This is a genomic window from Tenacibaculum sp. A30 (genome assembly GCF_051200845.1).
Lineage (GTDB): Bacteria > Bacteroidota > Bacteroidia > Flavobacteriales > Flavobacteriaceae > Polaribacter.
Genome location: NZ_CP195160.1, coordinates 2,629,302 through 2,647,936, shown reverse-complemented (window position 1 = coordinate 2,647,936; position 18,635 = coordinate 2,629,302). Strand labels below are relative to the sequence as shown.

Below are 18,635 nucleotides of genomic sequence, written 5' to 3'. Positions count from 1 at the left end.
CTATACGAACTTCTAAAAAATTGAAGACTTGTACAAGACTTTTATTTTTTATTTAGGATAGAGAAAAGATGAATGCAGATAAAAAAGTAGCTTTTTATACGTTAGGTTGTAAATTAAATTTTTCTGAAACCTCAACTATTGCAAGAAACTTTGTTAACGAAGGTTTTGAACGTGTTGAATTTGAAGAAAAAGCAGATGTATATGTGATTAATACGTGCTCAGTAACTGACAATGCTGATAAACGTTTTAAATCCATAGTAAAATCTGCCTTAAAACAAAACGAAAACGCTTTTGTAATTGGTGTTGGATGTTATGCACAATTGAAACCAGAAGAGTTAGCTGCTGTTGATGGTGTTGATTTAGTATTAGGAGCTACTGAAAAATTTAATGTAACTAGTTACATTAACGACTTAACCAAAAATGAAATTGGTGAAGTGCATTCTTGCGAAATTGAAGAAGCTGATTTTTATGTAGGTTCGTATTCTATTGGCGATCGTACCCGTGCCTTTTTAAAAGTACAAGATGGTTGCGATTACAAATGTACCTATTGTACTATTCCTCTAGCTCGCGGAATTTCTCGTAGTGATACGTTGGAAAATGTATTGAAAAATGCCAAAGAGATTTCAGAAAAAGGAATCAAAGAAATTGTATTAACTGGAGTTAATATTGGTGACTATGGAAAAGGTGAATTTGGAAATAAAAAACACGAACACACCTTTTTAGAATTGGTACAAGCATTAGATAATGTTGAAGGAATTCATCGTTTACGAATCTCTTCAATAGAACCTAACTTATTGAAAGATGAAACGATTGATTTTGTTTCTAACTCAGATACTTTTGTTCCGCATTTTCACATTCCATTACAATCAGGAAGCGACACGCTTTTAAAGAAAATGAAGCGTCGTTATTTACGCAAAGTCTATACCGATAGAGTATCAAAAATTAAAGAAGTAATGCCTAATGCTTGTATTGGTGTTGATGTTATTGTTGGTTTTCCAGGAGAAACAGATGAACTTTTCTTAGAAACTTACAACTACCTAAGTGAAATGGACATTTCTTATTTACACGTTTTCACCTATTCTGAAAGACCGAATACAGAAGCGGTTGAAATGGATGGTGTCGTACCTAAAAATGTACGTACAAAACGTAGTAAAATGTTACGCGGGTTGTCTGTTAAAAAACGTAGAGCTTTCTACGAAAGTCAAATAGGAAACACACTTACTGTTTTATTTGAAGGTGAAAATAAAGAAGGCTACATTCACGGATTTACCGAAAACTACGTTAAAGTAAAAGCCGCTTGGAATCCAGACTTGGTAAACACTCTACATAAGGTTACTTTAACTAAGATTGATGAAGATGGTTTAGTGCGTTTTGATTTTGTAGATGCTGAAGTTATTGCTTAACTTGTCAACTAGTTTACAAAATCAGCAAAAACAACCTATGAAACACGTATTATACTCTTTTTTAGCCTTAGGAATCTCTTGTGGGATGCCTAAAAAAAGTTCTGAAACCAACTTAACAGAACCAACAGAAAAAGAAATAATCGTAGAAGAAAAAAAAGCTACAAAACCTGTTGCGCCTCAAAACGAACTAATCATTGTTCTTAACAATGCTAAAAGCATTGACGATGTTAAATCTCTTGTGAAAAATAGCGGTTTAACTTGGAACAAAATGGCTTTTGAAACTGATGCTTCTAAAGTTGGGATTGTTAAAGTTCCTGAAGGAAAACGTGAGTTTTGGGTAGGGAAATTACAAGAGAGCGGAGAGTTTAGAACTGTTGACATCAATACTGAAGAAAAGTTAGCGAAGATCATTTCCGAAGAAAAAAACTCATTACTAAGAATTAGAAAAACACCGTGTTTTGGCGAGTGTCCTACCTATAGCGTTTCGATTGATAAAGATGGAAACGTAATATATAACGGTATTGATTATGTACTCATAAAAGGAACTCAAAGTTTTACTCTTACCGATAATCAATTACAAGAGCTTTCTGAAAAACTCAATAAAAAAGATTTCGCTAGTTTTAAAGAAGTGTACGATAATCCTAAAGTTTTAGATTTAGGCAGCACTTATATTATTCATAACGGAAAGCAAATTCAAATTCGTTTATGGAACAACATTCCTGACGAATTAATTGATATTAATGAATACGTAGCTGACATTTTATTCGACAAAAAATTCATAGAATAATGCCAAAAACTCACCTATATTTTGTTCCTGGTTTAGCTGCCAATACCAAAATATTTGAGCGTATTTCTTTACCAGAAGAACAGTTTGAATTGCATTTTTTAGATTGGTTGATGCCAACTTCTATTAATGAAACTATTCAAGAATATGCACAACGATTGTGTGCTAAAATTCAACATAAAAACCCTATCTTAGTGGGAGTTTCTTTTGGTGGAGTTATGGTGCAAGAAATGAGTAAAATTATCGATTGTAAAAAGGTAATTATTATTTCTAGCATTAAAAGCAATAAAGAACTTCCAAAACGTTTAAAACTAGCTCAACTAACAAAAGCCTATAAACTTTTCCCTTCAAAAGTTATTGCTAATATTGAAAATTACGAACACTATTTTTTCAATGATTATTTAAAAAAACGAGCAGAACTTTATAAAATATATTTATCGATAAGAGATAAAGATTATTTGCAATGGGCTATATACAACGTGTTACATTGGCAGCAAAAAGAACCACTAAAAGATATAACTCATATTCACGGAAAAAAAGACGAAGTTTTTCCTATTAAACATATTAAGAATTCTATTGAAATTGAGAATGGTACGCATGTAATGATACTGAACAAAGCAAAAACTATTTCTAAAATCTTAGAAAAGGAATGTTTTTTGATAGATTAAATACCACACCCAATTTCAACAAAAAATAAAGAAAAAAATGAATAAATCAATCCGCTTTTTATCAATCATAACTATAGTATTCGTAGGAATTTTATTTACCAATACTATTAGTAAAACTAACGAACCAACTATTAAAAATGTAGCTGAAACCTACGAAGTCAAAGCTTTAAAACTACCTGATGATTTAAATTTAGCAGGAGAACGTGTTCCGTTAGAAAAACCAGACATTAAAGAACGAATGGATCGTGAATTATTAGTAAACACCTATTGGCAATCAAACGGATTACTATTAATAAAACGCGCCAACAAGTACTTTCCTATCTTAGAACCATTGTTAAAAAAACATGGCTTACCTGATGATTTTAAATTTTTAGCCTTAGCTGAAAGCGGTTTTATCGATGAAACTTCTCATGCGGGCGCTGCTGGTATGTGGCACTTTATGAAGCAAACAGGTAGAGAATATGGATTAGAAATTAACAACAATGTAGACGAACGTTATCATATTGAAAAGTCTACAGAAGTAGCGGCTGAGTATTTAAAAAAATCAAAAGAACGTTTTGGTTCTTGGACACTTGCTGCTGCAGCTTATAATGCAGGAAATTACGGTGTTTCTAGAAGATTAGATGAGCAAGGAGTAACTAGCTATTACGATGCTTTATTACCTGACGAAACTGAACGATATGTATTCAGAATTTTAGCCTTAAAAGAAATCATCTCAAATCCAGAAAAATACGGTTTCACATTCGATAAAGAAGATTTATACACGTTACCTGAAACTTATACAGTAAAAGTAGATACAGCCATTACAGATATTGCTTTGTTTGCTAAAAAGTTTGGTACTACTTACAAAGATTTAAAACTACACAACTCTTGGTTAAGAGAAAACAAATTAAATAATAAGAGTAGAAAATTATACGAAATTAAAATCCCTGTTCAATAATGAATAAAGTAATGCCCTATTTTTATCTTATATTTGGTTTAGTTATACTATTTGATGGTGTTGCTCAATTTTTAGAAAATAAAGAGATATACAAGTTGCTTTTCTCTTGGACTACGACGGATAAGTATTTTTACTTAGGTATAAAAATCATCTTTAGTTTATTCTTCTTTTTTACTGGATATAAGAGGTTTAAAGCAAAAGCATAAAACAAAAAAGCGCATTCTTTCGAATGCGCTTTTTGTTTATTTATTACTTATTTTCTATTGAAAATCAGTGTTTAATTTTATGTAATCTAAAAATTCACGTTTGGTTTCTTTGTTTTTAAATGCTCCACCAAACTCAGCAGTTACTGTACTACTTTCAATATCTTTAATACCACGTGAGTTTACACATAAATGTTTAGCATCAATAACACAAGCAACATCTTGCGTTCCTAATGCTTCTTGCATTGCTTGTACTACTTGCATCGTTAAACGCTCTTGTACTTGCGGACGCTTAGCATAATACTCTACAATACGATTCATTTTAGATAAACCGATTACTTTACCTTTCGAAATGTACGCCACGTGAGCTCTACCAATAATTGGCAATAAGTGATGCTCACAAGTTGAGTACACGATGATATTTTTTTCAACTAACATTTCACCGTACTTATAGGTATTGTCAAATGTAGAAGGCTCTGGTTTGTTTTCAGGATTTAATCCCATAAACAACTCATTAACGAAAGCTTTAGCTACTCTTTTAGGAGTACCTTTCATACTATCGTCTGTTAAATCCATTCCTAAAGTTTCAAGAATTTCTCTAACACTCTCTTGAATTTTTTCAATTTTTTCTTTGTCAGAAATATCGAAAGCATCTGCACGTAAAGGTGTTTTTGCCGATGTACCGATGTGGTTCTCTCCTATTTCGTCTATTCTATCGTCATTCATTTTGTTGCTGTTCACTTCAAACATTTCTATCTAAAAATTAGTAGGGCGCAAATTTACAACATTGTTGGTAATTTACTGCACTTTATTTATCAATTCGTCTAAAGAACAAGTAGTTTGCTCTCCAACCACCATATCTTTAACAACAAGTGTACCGTTTTCAACAGTAGTTACTACAAACTCAATTTCTCTATTTATAGCGTATTTCCACTGCTTTTTTTGTTGATTATTACTAGTTGCAACATCAGGATACATCTCTGCCTTTATGTCATTACTACGTAATGTTTTTATAATTTTTACCTTTTCTAAACTCTCATTTTCATCAAAATTTAAAAACAATACTTTAGGTTTTGGTAATTCTACCGCTTCAAACAAGCCTAATTCTTCCATTACTAAGTAGATTCTGTCTAATCCGAAAGAAATTCCTACTCCAGAAACGTCTTTTAAGCCGAAGATTCCTGTTAAGTCATCATAACGACCTCCACCTCCGATAGATCCCATTTTTACACCTTCTGGCGCTGCTACTTCGTAAATAGCACCTGTGTAATAGTTCAATCCGCGAGCTAAGGTTACATCTAATTCTAAACTTGCAGAATCTAACCCAATGCTTTCAACACTATCAACCACAGTTCTTAAATCAGCCACTCCTTGTAAACCTTCTTCCGATCCTTGTAACATAGCCTCTAAAGAAGCTAACTTATCTTGATTACTTCCTGAAAAGTTAAATAACGGATCAACTTTTTCAATGGCTTCAGCAGAAATTCCTTTCTCCAACATCTCCTTAACCACACCGTCTTTTCCTATTTTATCTAACTTATCTAAAGCTACTGTAAAATCTATTAATTTGTCTGATGCACCAATTACCTCAGCAATTCCTGATAAGATTTTTCGGTTATTGATTTTGATAGTCGTACCTTTTAATCCTAACTTACTAAAAACAGTATCATATAATTGAACAAATTCAACTTCTTGCCATAATGAAGTACTTCCTACCACATCGGCATCACATTGATAAAACTCACGGAAACGTCCTTTTTGTGGTCTATCTGCCCTCCAAACTGGTTGAATTTGGTAACGTTTAAACGGGAATGTAATTTCGTTTTGGTGTTGAACTACGTAACGTGCAAACGGTACTGTTAAATCGTAACGTAATGCTTTTTCAGAAATTTTTGAAGTAACTTTTTGACTGTTTTTATCTGCCAATAAGTTTTCATCTACTTTCTTTAAATAATCACCAGAATTTAAAATTTTAAAAATTAAACGATCTCCTTCTTCACCATATTTCCCCATTAAAGTTTCAGAATTTTCAAAACTTGGCGTTTCAATAGGTTGAAATCCGAAATTTTCAAACGAATGTTTAATCGTATTAAAAATGTAATTTCTTTTTGCTACTTCTGTTGATGAAAAATCTCTTGTTCCTTTTGGGATTCCTGGTTTCATTTTATTAGTTTTTAGTCGTTAGCTCTTAGTCGTTAGTTACACTAAGTACTAAAGTATATTTATAATTATGAATTAATTGACAATTTGTAATTGTTAATTCCTAATTTGATTTGCATTTTAGCCTGCAAATATCCGAAAAAATATGAAGAAAAATATTATTTAGCTCTCGCTTTATTTTTACGCTTTAAACGGTAAATCGTAGCATTTAACTCAAAACCTAAGAGTAGGATAATTGCGTTTAACCATACAAAAAGCATCAAAATTAATAAGGTTCCTATTGAACCATATAATTGGTTATACTGAGCAAATTTCACCACATAAATTCCGAATAAGTAAAAGGTAAACATCGAAACAACAGTCGTTAAAATAGCTCCTGGAGAAAAGAATTTTACATCTTTACCCTGTTTGGTTCCGTATCTAAAGAGTAGCGATACAATGGTAAAAATCATTACAAGAAACAAGAAACCTCTTCCGTAGTAAAACAAATCTAAATCTCCTGTATTTAACCACCCAAACTTATGGATTCTTGTCAACGCTATTTGATAAAAAATAATCAACGTTACGGTAACGATTAAGAAAAAAGACATAAGTAACGATACGCCTAAAGAAATAAAATAGGCTTTAAAAACACTTCTCATTTCTTTGACATGGTACGAATATTCAAATCCGCCAAAAATGGCATTTACACCATTCGTCATTAAAAAAATAGATGCAAAAAAACCAAACGATAACAATCCGCCATATTGATTGTTAATAATATCTTTTATAACAAGATCTACCGCTTCAAAGGTTTTAGGCGGCAATGCTTCTTGCATTAATGAAAGTAGCCCTTCTTGAAAACCTTCAATTGGGATATATGGGATAAGTGTTAAAATGAATAGTAAAAACGGAAAAATTGCCATAAAGAAACTAAAAGCAATCCCTCCTGCCCTTGTTGTTAATGCTCCTTTTACAATACCTATAACATACATTTCGAGTACATCATACAAAGACATTCCTTCTAACCCCGGAATTTTAATTTTCTTTCCAAAGGCTACCAACCTGTTTATTACTGGAATCTTTTCAAGGTTATCTTCTATTGGTTTTGTCATTTTCGTTAGCTGTTGGCTTTTGGCTCTATGCTATTAGCTTTTAATTTTTCTTTTTCACTTTCAAACTTTACTCCACCACAATATCATATTTATATAACAATCCTGCAATATTCTCATTAGAAAATTTCGCTTTTTTAATACTATTATTTTCAGGATCGATCACAAAATTAGTGGCAGTTGTAAAGTCTGCTTTTTCTAAATTCGTCTGATCAAAAATTGCTCCTTTTAAATCACAATCTTTAAAGAGACCTCTACTTAGGTCAGCTTCAACAAAATCTACTTCTTGCAAATTACAACTTATAAATTTTGTAGTAGGAATTTTTAATTGGTAAAAAGAAGATAAGTTTAGTTGGCAGTTATGAAAACTCATTTCTAGCAAAAAGTTGTTGCATTCATTAAACTTTACCCCAACCATTTTACAATTTTCAAAAGTGCAATCTTTAAAAGAAGTGTGGTCTACCACTGTATTGCTAAAATTACAGTTGATAAACTCACACTCTAAAAATTCGATATTTGAAGCATGTACGTTCTCGAAATTGCAATTCTCGAACGTACAGCTGTCATATTCTCCTTTGTTGATTTTTGTTAGTGTAAAATCAGCTTTTGTGAACGTTTCGTTGTCAAAGAAATCATTCATTTATTGTAATCCTCTCGCTTTTAGCATTGGTTCAGCTTGTGGATCTCTTCCTGCAAAAACTTTATACATTTCTGCATAGTCCATCGTGTTTCCTTTCGATAAGATTTGCTCTCTAAACTTCTGACCGTTTTCTCTAGTTAACAATCCGTTGTTTTTAAACCAATCATAGGCATCGTGACTTAACATTTCTGTCCATAAATACGAGTAGTATCCTGCACCATATCCTCCGCTAAAAATGTGTGCGAAATATGTTGAACGATATCTTGGTGGCACCTCATCAATCTTTAACTTCATTTTAGCTAATGCTTCTTCTTCAAATTTAGCTACATCTTCAATGTTTGTATCTACTGAAATAGTGTGCCATTGCATATCTAAATTAGAAGATGCTAAGTTTTCAATAATTGAATATCCTTGATTGAACGTTCCTGCATTCTTAATTTTTTGTAATAACGCATCTGGAATCACTTCTCCTGTTTTATAATGTAAAGCATAGTTATTTAACACCTCTGGATGTGTTGCCCAGTTTTCATTGAATTGCGAAGGAAACTCAACAAAGTCTCTTGCCGTACTTGTTCCTGAAATTGATGCATATTTTTGATTTCCGAATAAACCATGTAACGCATGTCCGAACTCATGGAAGGTAGTTTCTACATTATCAAAGCTGATTAATGCTGGTTCTCCTTCTGCTGGTTTAGGGTAGTTACAAACGTTGTAAATTACTGGTTTTTGACCTCTTAATTTCGATTGCTTTACAAAAGCTCCCATCCACGCGCCACCGCGCTTACTGTCTCTTGCAAAGAAGTCTCCGTAGAACAATCCTAACTTGCTTCCGTCTTCTTCAAAGATTTCATACACTACTACATCTGGGTGATAAGTAGGAATATCGGTACGCTTTTTAAAGGTGATTCCGTATAATTTTGTAGCTGCATAAAACACCCCTTTTTCTAATACGTTGGTTAACTCAAAGTATGGTTTTACCTCATCTTCGTTTAAGTTGTATTTAGACTTACGTACTTTTTCAGCAAAATGATTCCAATCGTATGGTGCTAAAGTAAAATCGTTTCCTTCTTTGTTGATTTCTGCTTGAATCTCTTTCGTTTCAGCAGCTACTTTTGCTAACGACCCTGGAATTAATCCGTTGAACATTTCAAATACTTTATCAGGTGTAGAAGCCATTGTTCCTTGTAAACTCCAGCTTGCAAAGTTGTCAAAACCTAAAATTTGCGCCTTTTTAGCACGTAACAAAGCCATTTTCTTTACCAAGTCGCTTGTGTTGTACTCACCTGCGTCAGTTCTGTGAATTGATTTTTCAAACAACTCTTTACGAACTTCTCTATTTTCTAAAGTTTGTAATAACGGTTGTTGTGTAGTATTAATCAGTTGTATTTCATACTTCCCGTCTTTTTCTAAACCTTTAATTGTTTCTTCTGAAAGTCCTTTTAACTGCTCTTTATCGGTAACTGTTAAACCTCCTTTTTTACTAGCATCTAATAACTTTTTTCCGAAGTCGTTAGATAAACTTGCTAACTCAGCATTGATTTCTTTTAACTCGTTTTTCTTTTCTTCAGATAAGTTAGCTCCTGCTTTTACAAAGTTTTTGTAATACTCTTTTACCAAGTGTTTAGACTCAGCATCTAAATCAAGATTTTCTACATTATCGTATACCGCTTTTATTTTTTCAAACAACTTAGTGTTTAATAAAACTTCATCGTTGTGTTTAGAAAACTTAGGCGCTAATTCTTTTTGATTTTCTTTAATCGTATCATTTGTATGCGCTCCAGCTAATGCATAAAAAACCGATGTAGTATTGTCTAATGTTTTACTACTTTCTTCAAGTGCAACAATTGTATTTTCAAATGTTGGCGCTTCTGTATTTGCTATAATTTTAGCTATTTCTTCATTTTGAACTTCCATACCTTTTAAAATTGCAGGCATAAAGTGTTCGTTCTTTATTTTAGTAAAATCTGGTGCTCCAAAATCTAAAGAACTTTTAACTAATAATGGATTTTCTACCATATTCGAAGTGGCTTCTTTTTTTGTTCCTTCTGTTTTACATGACATAGCTACAACCAGTGTTGCTATAAGTAATAGTTGTTTTTTCATGATGTAGTAAGTTATATTATTCGACTGCTTTTAAGCTTAAGTCCATATTGTAAACCGAATGTGTTAAGGCTCCTGATGAGATAAAATCCACTCCGCACTCTGCATACTTACGAATGGTTTTTTCGTTAATTCCTCCTGAAGATTCTGTCAAACATTGCTCTCCAATCAACTCAACTGCTTTACGGGTATCCTCATAATTAAAGTTATCTATCAAAATTCTGTATACACCTTCGTTTTGTAAAATCTCTTCAATTTCTTCTAGGCTACGTGCTTCTACAATTATTTTAATATCCAGCCCTTTTTCAGCTAAATACTTCTTAGTTTTCGTAATTGCTTGAGTAATGCCTCCAGCAAAATCGATGTGATTGTCTTTAATCATTACCATATCGTATAAAGCGAATCGGTGGTTTTCACCACCACCTATTTTTACCGCCCATTTTTCTAAAGCACGAATTCCTGGTGTAGTTTTACGAGTATCTAACACCTTGGTTTTAGTTCCTTCTAACAAATTGGCAAAAAACTTAGTTTTGGTTGCAATAGCACTCATACGTTGCATTGCGTTTAGTACCAAACGTTCTGCCATTAAAATAGACTGTGATTTTCCTGATACATAAAAAACAATATCTCCGTACTTTACAGGTGATCCATCATTAATCAACGTTTCAACTTTTAAATCGGCATCTACATAGTTAAACACCATTTTAGCAAATTCTACTCCGGCTATTATTCCTTCGTCTTTTACTAATAATTTTGCTTTTCCTGTTGCATCGGCAGGTATGCATGATAATGAAGTATGATCGCCATCGCCTAAATCTTCTCTAATAGCATTTGCTATAATTAAATCTAACTCTTTATTAAATTGTTCTTGTGAAATCATAGTATTGAATTATTGACGTAAAAATACTAATGATTTTAAACTTTCTGTCGGTTCGAGTGAATTTATGAGTTAAAAACGAATAAATTTGTACCGAGAACATTGCGATATCAAAACTTCTCGATATAATTTTCTCTTAAAATCGAAAATCACTCGAAGTGACATTATGAAAATAAAACTACTCGCCATAGGTAAAACTGACAATAAGCAGTTACAGCAATTAATTGACGAATATCAAAACCGATTAAAACATTATGTAAAGTTTGAGTTGGAAATTATTCCTGATATTAAAAATGTTAAAAACTTAAGCGAGCCTCAGCAAAAAGAAAAAGAAGGAGAATTAATTCTATCTAAACTACAAGCTACCGACCAACTAGTTTTATTAGACGACAAAGGAAAACAACATACTTCTATGGAGTTTTCGCAATATCTTCAGAAGAAAATGAATTCTGGCATTAAACAATTAGTATTAGTTATTGGCGGCCCTTATGGTTTTTCTGAGGCTGTGTATACTAAAGCACAGGGAAAATTATCGTTATCAAAAATGACCTTTTCTCATCAAATGATTCGCTTATTTATTGTGGAGCAAATTTATCGCGGATTTACTATTCTTCGTAACGAACCGTATCATCACGAGTAAATTATTTCCTTTTTCAAAAAAGCCATATAAAGCAATGTTCTTTTAGTAATAAGCTGTACTTTTGCGCCCCAAAAAATTAAACTTATTAAATATGAAAACATTAAGAATATTAGCATCTATCTTCTTTATAACCTTTATTTGCTCACAACAAATTTATGCGCAAAGTGACGTTAAAACGTTAAAGACTCAGGTTAAACACAAGAAAAATCAAATTAGTGCTAATGAAGAAATTTTAATGAGTGGCGTTAGCGCTTTAAAACGTGTAAAAGCAAACTTAGAAAACTTTAAGAAAAGTAAAAAAGCCACAAAAGAAGAAGTAGAGAGAAAAGAAAAAATTGTTGCAAATATGCAACGAAGACTTACCAAATTAAATTCTCAAATTGATTTACACAAACAAGATTTAGCTTCTCTTGAAAAAAAACTAGCTAGAAAACTAAAAAAAGAGCAACCTACAACAGAAAAGACTGAAACTCCTGCTCAAAACACAAGTATTGTATACGAAGACAACATTAGTAGTGAACAAAAAGAAATTCTTTTACAAAAGCAAAAATTAGAAGATGCTCGTAAAAAATTAGACGAAGAAAGAAAAGCTAGAGAGCTTGCTTACTTAAAAGAACAAGAAGCTTTACGTTTAGAAGAAGAAAAACTGAAGCAATTAAGCAATCAAATTAAGGCTAAGGAGCAAAACATTAGCAAAGAGAAAAACACATTAATAAGTGATCTTGAAGATGATATTAGCATTAATGAAGAAATTTTGATTAGTGGAAAAGAAGGTTTAGCAAAAATGAAATCTAAACTAGAAGAAGCTAAAAAAGACGCTTCTACTTCTAAAGAAAGTATCGAACGAAAAGAAGCTATCATCAGCCAAATCGAAACTCGTTTACTTAAAATAGAAAACGAAATAGACGCTAAAAAACTTGAATTATCAAAAATTAAAGGATAAAAAAAAAGAGGCTTTAAAGCCTCTTTTTTATTTTTCTATGTGAACGCTTTATGCAACTGTATTCCTTCTACAAATAAGAAAAACAACAGTAAAGATGATAAAAATTGAATACATTTGCTTTAGTTAATTACCAATACATGAAATTAGTTTTTGCTACTAACAACCTAAATAAACTTGCTGAAGTACAAAAAATGCTTCCTACTACTATCGAGTTACTTTCTTTAAAAGATATTAATTGTTTTGATGATATTGAAGAAACAGCAACAACCTTAGAAGGAAATGCTCAAATTAAAGCCAATCACATTAGCGAAAAATACGGTTACAACTGTTTTGCTGATGACACAGGTTTAGAAGTTCCTGCTTTAAACGGGGCTCCTGGAGTGTATTCTGCACGATATGCAGGTGAACCTACCAATGCAGAGAACAACATGCAAAAACTCTTAAACGAATTACACAACAAAACTAATAGAGACGCTCAGTTTAGAACCTCGGTTTGTTTAAACTTAAACGGAGAACAATTTTTATTTGACGGCGTGTGTAAGGGACAAATTCTATCTGAAAAACAAGGTGAGCAAGGTTTTGGCTACGACCCTATTTTTCAACCTGAAGGTTATAACAACTCTTTTGCTGAAATGACAGCAGAAGAAAAAAACAAAATTAGCCATAGAGGATTAGCTATTCAGCAATTAGTTTCATTTCTAAAATCGATGAGCTAGTTGAACGTATCAAAAACATACACAACACATTTTACACTCCTGTTTGTACTACTGGTTATTTTATTTATTACCAATATTAGTTTAGGTTCTGTTTCTATCCCCATAAAAGAAATTTTCAACTTATTATCAGGAGGTGTTGCATCAAAAAGTAGTTGGGAAACCATTATTATAAGCTATCGCTTACCAAAAGCTATTACTGCAATATTAGTAGGATCTGGTTTATCTATAAGTGGCTTGTTAATGCAAACTTTATTTAGAAACCCGCTAGCAGGTCCTTTTGTTTTGGGTATTTCTTCTGGTGCTAGTTTAGGTGTTGCATTACTTATTTTAGGAGCCAGCGTTTTTGGAGGTTTCTTTTTAACATCAATGTTTTCTAATTGGGCTTTGGCAATTGCTGCTAGTATTGGGTCATTTTTTGTGCTCTCTGCGGTGATTATTGCTGCCAATAGAGTTCGAAATACCATGTCTATACTTATTATTGGATTAATGTTTGGCTCTTTAACATCGGCAGTAATTAGTGTGCTTGCCTTTTTTAGTCAAGCAGAACAAATACAACAATACTTGTTTTGGAGCTTTGGAAGTTTAGGAAATCTAACTTGGGAAGAACTTTCTATTTTTGGCCTTATTTATCTTGTTGGTATACTTGGGACTTTTTCGGTCATAAAACCTTTAAACAGTTTTCTTTTAGGTGAAAATTACGCACAAAGTCTGGGAATAAACATTAAAAAAAGCAGAAACATCATTTTACTAATTACAAGTATTCTTACTGGGGTTATCACCGCTTTTTCTGGTCCTATAGCCTTTGTTGGGTTAGCAGTTCCACATATAGCTAAAATGTTATTTTCAACCTCAAATCACAAAATACTACTCCCATCCGCTGCTTTGATTGGAGCAATTGTTTTACTAATTTGCGACTGTATAGCACAGTTACCAACGAGTGAATACACCTTACCTATTAACGCTATAACCTCATTGTTTGGAGCTCCTATTGTAATTTGGTTACTCGTTAGAAAAAAGAAAATATACGTATAAGTCGTTTTGATAAATTCTGAAAAACATACCGTACTACAAACTGAACAATTAACCATTGGCTATCAGTCAAAAAAGCAACAAACAATTATTGCTTCAGACATAAATATTGCAATTGAAAAAGGAAAATTTGTTGCATTATTGGGTAAAAATGGAATTGGAAAATCTACTTTACTACGTACACTTTCTAAAGTTCAAAAACCACTGAAAGGTATCGTAAAAATTAACCAAAAAGAACTTTCTTCTTATTCGAACCAAGAACTTTCAACTTGTTTAAGCTTAGTACTTACCGAGCGTTTACCTTTAAGTCAGCTCACCGTTTTTGAATTGGTTGCATTGGGACGACAACCTTATACTAACTGGATTGACAAACTTACTCAAGAGCACCTAAAAAAAATACTTTGGGCGATTGAACAAACTGAAATCACCCATATAAAAGACAAACGATTTTACGAGTTAAGTGATGGTCAACTGCAACGTGTATTAATTGCTCGAGCTTTAGCTCAAGATACCGAAATTATTATCTTAGACGAACCTACTGCTCACCTAGACATACACCATACTTTTAAAGTATTTTCATTACTAAAAAAACTAGTGAAAAAGACTGGTAAAACTATCATCATTTCTACACACGAAGTAAACCTAGCTATTCAATTAGCAGATGAGTTCATTTTACTTTCAGAAAATCAATTATATACTGGAACTTCTCAGGAATTGATTGAGCAAAATGCTTTTGAAGAACTTTTTCCGAAAGAACTTATAAGTTTTAACAAAACGTTAGAACAATTCGTTATTAAGAAAAATTAAATTTGAATCCCTGTAACAATTTGTTACATTTGGAAACTAATCAAACTAAACAAACCTTAATTATTGATGAAAAAATTACTTTACATGGCAGGTGCAATTGCATTGGTAGCATGTGGTTCTAGCAAAGACACAGCTAGCACTGACAATGATACTACCACTGATTTTGCTGCTAAATATGCCAAAACTATTACTGCTAAAGATTTAGGTAAACACTTATTTATTTATGCTTCGGATGAATTTGAAGGAAGAAATACTGGTGAACCTGGACAGAAAAAAGCAGTAAAGTATTTAAAAGATTTCTACGTAAGTCAAGGAATTGCTTCTCCGCTAGGTGGCGATGATTATTATCAAGAAGTACCTTCTGAATATTTAAGCAATAACCGTAGAGGAATCATTTTAAAAGATTCTGAAAACGTTCTTGCATACATCAAAGGATCTGAAAAGCCAGAAGAAATAATTGTTATTTCAGCTCATTTAGACCATGAGGGAGTTAAAAATGGTGAAATCTACAACGGTGCTGATGACGACGGTTCTGGAACAGTAGCTATTTTAGAAATTGCTGAAGCTTTTAAACAAGCTGCTGATGCTGGTAAAGGTCCAAAACGTTCTATCTTATTTTTACACGTTACTGGAGAAGAAAAAGGATTATTAGGGTCTAAATACTATTCTGAAAACCCAATTTTCCCATTAGAGAATACAGTTACCAACCTAAATATGGATATGATTGGTAGAGTTGACGATCACCATAAAGGAAATCCGAACTATATATATTTAATTGGAGCAGACAAGCTAAGTACTGAATTGCATAACGTTTCTGAAGCAATGAATAAAAAGTACACTAATATTAACTTAGACTATAAATATAACGATGATAATGACCCTAACCGTTTTTACTATCGTTCAGACCATTATAACTTTGCAAAGCATAATATTCCTGTTATTTTTTACTTTAACGGAACACATGACGACTATCACAGACCAACCGACACTCCTGACAAGATTAACTACGAGATGTTAGAAAAAAGAACTCGTTTAGTTTTTCATACTGCTTGGGAAGTTGCCAACCGTGAAAATCGCCTTGTTGTTGATAAAGCTGCAAACTAAGGTCTATCCAAATTTAAATTACAAGTTATAAAAGCTCATCAAATTGATGAGCTTTTTTTATGCTTAACTATTAACTCAGATTAAAATCCTTCATTAAAAACTAGTATCAAGAGTTCAAAACAGATTATTTAACGGTTAAAATATTTTTATTAGAAAAATAATCTAACTTTTAATATTTTAAATGACAAATACTATTGTTTAACATACTTTTGCGCGCTTAAAATTTCACTCATGGCAAACGAGCAAAAATTATCAGTAGAAAATCAAGAGAAACTACATAAACTAGAGCAAGAATTAAGTAGTGCTCGTGATACTTTTTTAGGCTATCCTGTATCAAAAGATTTTGACTATTCTGAACTAAATAAATTCTTTCAATATCCAATTAACAACCTTGGAGATCCTTTTGAGCAAGGTACTTACCGCGTACAAACTCATGAAATGGAACGTGAGGTTATCGCCTTTTTCGCTAAGTTATTCAGAGCAAATCCGAAAGATTTTTGGGGATATGTAACCAACGGTGGTTCTGAAAGTAATTTATACGGATTGTATATCGCTCGCGAGTTATTTCCGAAAGCCATGGTATACTATTCTGAGTCTACGCATTACAGTGTTCGAAAGAATATCCATTTATTAAACATCCCAAGTATTGTAATTAAATCGCAAGAAAATGGAGAAATGGATTATGAAGATTTTGAAAATACTGTTCGTATGAATCGTCATAAGCCAGTAATCGTGTTGGCAACTTTTGGGACAACTATGAAAGAAGCAAAAGACGATATAGCTAAAATTAAAGGAATTTTAAGCAACCTCGCTATTCAAGACCATTATATTCATTGTGATGCTGCTTTGGCTGGATCATTTGGTCCGTTTATGCAGCCTCGTTTACCTTTTGACTTTATGGATGGTGCAGATAGTATTTCTATCAGTGGACATAAATTTATAGGCTCTCCTATTCCTACTGGAGTATTAATGGCTAAACGATCTAACAGAGATAGAATTGCCAAGGGAATTTCTTATATCGGTTCGTTTGATACTACCATTACAGGTTCTCGTAATGGCCATTCTCCTTTATTCTTATGGTATGCCTTAAAGCAATTAGGAGTTGAGGGCTTACAACAACGTTATGAGCATAGTTTAGCTATTGCTGAATATTGCGAAGCTGAATTACAAAAAATTGGAATAAATGCTTGGAGAAACCCAAATGCGATTACTGTGGTATTACCAAAAACTCCAAAAAGTATAAAAGACAAATGGCAATTAGCTACCGAAGGAGCTATTTCTCACGTAATTTGTATGCCCAATGTAACCAAAGCACAGATTGATGAATTTGTAAGCGATTTAAAAAATTGCACCGAACAAATTATTGAAGAAGAGTTTTCCTATGATTTTTCATTAAGTTAGAGCCCTAACAAAACAAAAAAACGCTAAGAATTTTCTTAGCGTTTTTTTATACATTCTATAATTTGAAACTTTTTATTCTGTTTCAATATACTTACCGAAGCAAACAATTGATTGAGATGTGTACTATAATTTAGATGCGAATTAGCAACTAATAAAAACCTTCCGTTTACTTTTAAACAATTTTCTACACCTCTAAAAAGATTGAGTGCTACTTCTATATTATTTTCATGTTCAAAATGAAAAGGCGGATTTGACACCACTAAATCGAACGAGTTTTTATCTAATTTTCCTAAAGTATCATCACACACAAACTGTGCTTTTTTTCCTTCTAAGTTTATTTTAGATGATTCAATAGCCAAGTTAAAATCGTCTACTAAAGTTACTTCTACATCAGAATTTTGATTCGTTACTTCATAAGCGATGATACCATTCCCTGAAGCAACATCCAACACTTTTAACTCGTCAGATTTTAATTCTAAATTCTCTAAAAAAAATTGGGTACCAATGTCGATACTTCCTGAAGAAAACACTCCGTAATATTGTTGAAGAGTTTTATCTTTCCATGAAATTGTATTGATAAATTCTTTCTTCGGAAGTGATTTTTTAGGCGATTTCAACACTAATAATCGTGCTTTTTTCCACGCTTTTGACTGAGTTACCTCTTCAAAATACTGCTCAGCAACCTTTATAAAAGAAGTTGAAAAATATTTGGTCATAAACCCGCAAACTACTTCAGTATTTTCATGTGAAGCTTTGTGAATTTGTTGTAAGAACAACTCAAACAATTCTATCGACTTCGGAATTTTAATTAGTGCTAACTCAACACTCTGTAAATCGTCTAAAGGAGTTTTATAGTCAACTTCAACAAATAATTTATTCAATTCTAAATTTTGACAAATTGCTTTCTGTTGGCTTGCATACGTCCAAACTGTAGTGACTTTTTTATCGTGCAAAACACAATTCCACACTCCGAAACGATCATTAAAAACATGTACTGTTTCTATGTCTCTATCAGAAACATAATCTAACACCAACAGTTCGGCATTACTCCAAGCTCGCAAACTTTTATCGAACGTTTTTGGGTAACGCTCTAACTGATATGTTTGAGAATTAAACTCCAACAAACTGT

The 18,635-nt window shown here is 32.5% G+C and carries 18 protein-coding genes; 11 read left to right on the top strand and 7 right to left on the bottom strand.

Annotation, left to right across the window (positions count from 1 at the left end):
* Positions 1–68: 68 nt before the first annotated feature.
* From mtaB to ACR9ES_RS12720, 4 genes are read left to right on the top strand one after another with little or no spacing between them, the layout of a single operon-like run.
* A complete protein-coding gene (gene mtaB / locus ACR9ES_RS12735) occupies positions 69–1,403 on the top strand; it encodes a tRNA (N(6)-L-threonylcarbamoyladenosine(37)-C(2))-methylthiotransferase MtaB (protein ID WP_274633520.1) in 1,335 nt (444 codons plus the stop codon).
* A gap of 37 nt (positions 1,404–1,440) precedes the next feature.
* Positions 1,441–2,190 (top strand): DUF6438 domain-containing protein, encoded by a 750-nt coding sequence (locus ACR9ES_RS12730; RefSeq protein WP_274633519.1) that lies wholly within the window; start codon positions 1,441–1,443, stop codon positions 2,188–2,190.
* The gene (locus tag ACR9ES_RS12725; RefSeq protein ID WP_435254459.1) at positions 2,190–2,855 is read left to right on the top strand and encodes an alpha/beta hydrolase; all 666 of its coding nucleotides are present in this window, start codon (positions 2,190–2,192) and stop codon (positions 2,853–2,855) included. Before ACR9ES_RS12730 ends, ACR9ES_RS12725 begins: the two co-directional genes overlap by 1 nt.
* 37 nt (positions 2,856–2,892) lie before the next feature.
* Positions 2,893–3,795 carry a lytic transglycosylase domain-containing protein gene (locus ACR9ES_RS12720; protein WP_299000622.1) on the top strand — a complete coding sequence of 301 codons (903 nt, stop codon included), beginning with the start codon at positions 2,893–2,895 and terminating at the stop codon, positions 3,793–3,795.
* A 260-nt stretch (positions 3,796–4,055) separates the two neighbouring features.
* Here ACR9ES_RS12720 and folE read toward each other — a convergent pair whose 3' ends face one another.
* The 6 genes from folE to nadC all read right to left on the bottom strand — a co-directional run bounded on the left by folE (position 4,056) and on the right by nadC (position 10,869).
* Positions 4,056–4,724: a GTP cyclohydrolase I FolE gene (folE, locus tag ACR9ES_RS12715; protein ID WP_435254458.1), complete on the bottom strand. Its 669-nt coding sequence runs from the start codon at positions 4,722–4,724 to the stop codon at positions 4,056–4,058.
* 72 nt (positions 4,725–4,796) lie between these two features.
* Positions 4,797–6,161 (bottom strand): histidine--tRNA ligase, encoded by a 1,365-nt coding sequence (gene hisS, locus ACR9ES_RS12710; RefSeq protein ID WP_435254457.1) that lies wholly within the window; start codon positions 6,159–6,161, stop codon positions 4,797–4,799.
* A 155-nt stretch (positions 6,162–6,316) separates the two neighbouring features.
* Positions 6,317–7,252, bottom strand: a complete 936-nt coding sequence (locus ACR9ES_RS12705) for a YihY/virulence factor BrkB family protein (RefSeq protein ID WP_435254456.1) — start codon at positions 7,250–7,252, stop codon at positions 6,317–6,319.
* Between the two features lie 67 nt (positions 7,253–7,319).
* Complete coding sequence (locus ACR9ES_RS12700; RefSeq protein WP_435254455.1) at positions 7,320–7,889, bottom strand: pentapeptide repeat-containing protein; 570 nt, start codon at positions 7,887–7,889, stop codon at positions 7,320–7,322.
* The gene (locus ACR9ES_RS12695) at positions 7,890–9,992 is read right to left on the bottom strand and encodes a M3 family metallopeptidase (protein WP_435254454.1); all 2,103 of its coding nucleotides are present in this window, start codon (positions 9,990–9,992) and stop codon (positions 7,890–7,892) included.
* A 16-nt stretch (positions 9,993–10,008) separates the two neighbouring features.
* On the bottom strand, positions 10,009–10,869 hold the full coding sequence (gene nadC / locus ACR9ES_RS12690; protein ID WP_435254453.1) for a carboxylating nicotinate-nucleotide diphosphorylase: 861 nt from the start codon (positions 10,867–10,869) through the stop codon (positions 10,009–10,011).
* A 163-nt stretch (positions 10,870–11,032) separates the two neighbouring features.
* On the opposite strand from nadC, the gene rlmH reads away from it, so the two are divergent.
* From rlmH to ACR9ES_RS12655, 7 genes are all read left to right on the top strand, one after another.
* Positions 11,033–11,506 (top strand): 23S rRNA (pseudouridine(1915)-N(3))-methyltransferase RlmH, encoded by a 474-nt coding sequence (gene rlmH, locus ACR9ES_RS12685; RefSeq protein ID WP_274634847.1) that lies wholly within the window; start codon positions 11,033–11,035, stop codon positions 11,504–11,506.
* A 91-nt stretch (positions 11,507–11,597) separates the two neighbouring features.
* On the top strand, positions 11,598–12,449 hold the full coding sequence (locus ACR9ES_RS12680; RefSeq protein ID WP_274634846.1) for a hypothetical protein: 852 nt from the start codon (positions 11,598–11,600) through the stop codon (positions 12,447–12,449).
* Positions 12,450–12,586: 137 nt separating this feature from the next.
* Complete coding sequence (locus ACR9ES_RS12675; RefSeq protein WP_435254452.1) at positions 12,587–13,165, top strand: non-canonical purine NTP diphosphatase; 579 nt, start codon at positions 12,587–12,589, stop codon at positions 13,163–13,165.
* Positions 13,166–14,197 carry a FecCD family ABC transporter permease gene (locus ACR9ES_RS12670; RefSeq protein WP_435254451.1) on the top strand — a complete coding sequence of 344 codons (1,032 nt, stop codon included), beginning with the start codon at positions 13,166–13,168 and terminating at the stop codon, positions 14,195–14,197.
* Between the two features lie 6 nt (positions 14,198–14,203).
* Positions 14,204–15,001, top strand: a complete 798-nt coding sequence (locus ACR9ES_RS12665; protein ID WP_435254450.1) for an ABC transporter ATP-binding protein — start codon at positions 14,204–14,206, stop codon at positions 14,999–15,001.
* A gap of 66 nt (positions 15,002–15,067) precedes the next feature.
* Positions 15,068–16,105, top strand: coding sequence for a M28 family metallopeptidase (locus ACR9ES_RS12660; protein ID WP_435254449.1), 1,038 nt, complete (start codon positions 15,068–15,070; stop codon positions 16,103–16,105).
* 231 nt (positions 16,106–16,336) lie between these two features.
* Positions 16,337–17,506, top strand: a complete 1,170-nt coding sequence (locus ACR9ES_RS12655) for a histidine decarboxylase (RefSeq protein ID WP_435254448.1) — start codon at positions 16,337–16,339, stop codon at positions 17,504–17,506.
* 35 nt (positions 17,507–17,541) lie between these two features.
* Here ACR9ES_RS12655 and ACR9ES_RS12650 read toward each other — a convergent pair whose 3' ends face one another.
* A complete protein-coding gene (locus ACR9ES_RS12650) occupies positions 17,542–18,627 on the bottom strand; it encodes a methyltransferase (RefSeq protein ID WP_435254447.1) in 1,086 nt (361 codons plus the stop codon).
* Between the last annotated feature and the right edge of the window lie 8 nt (positions 18,628–18,635).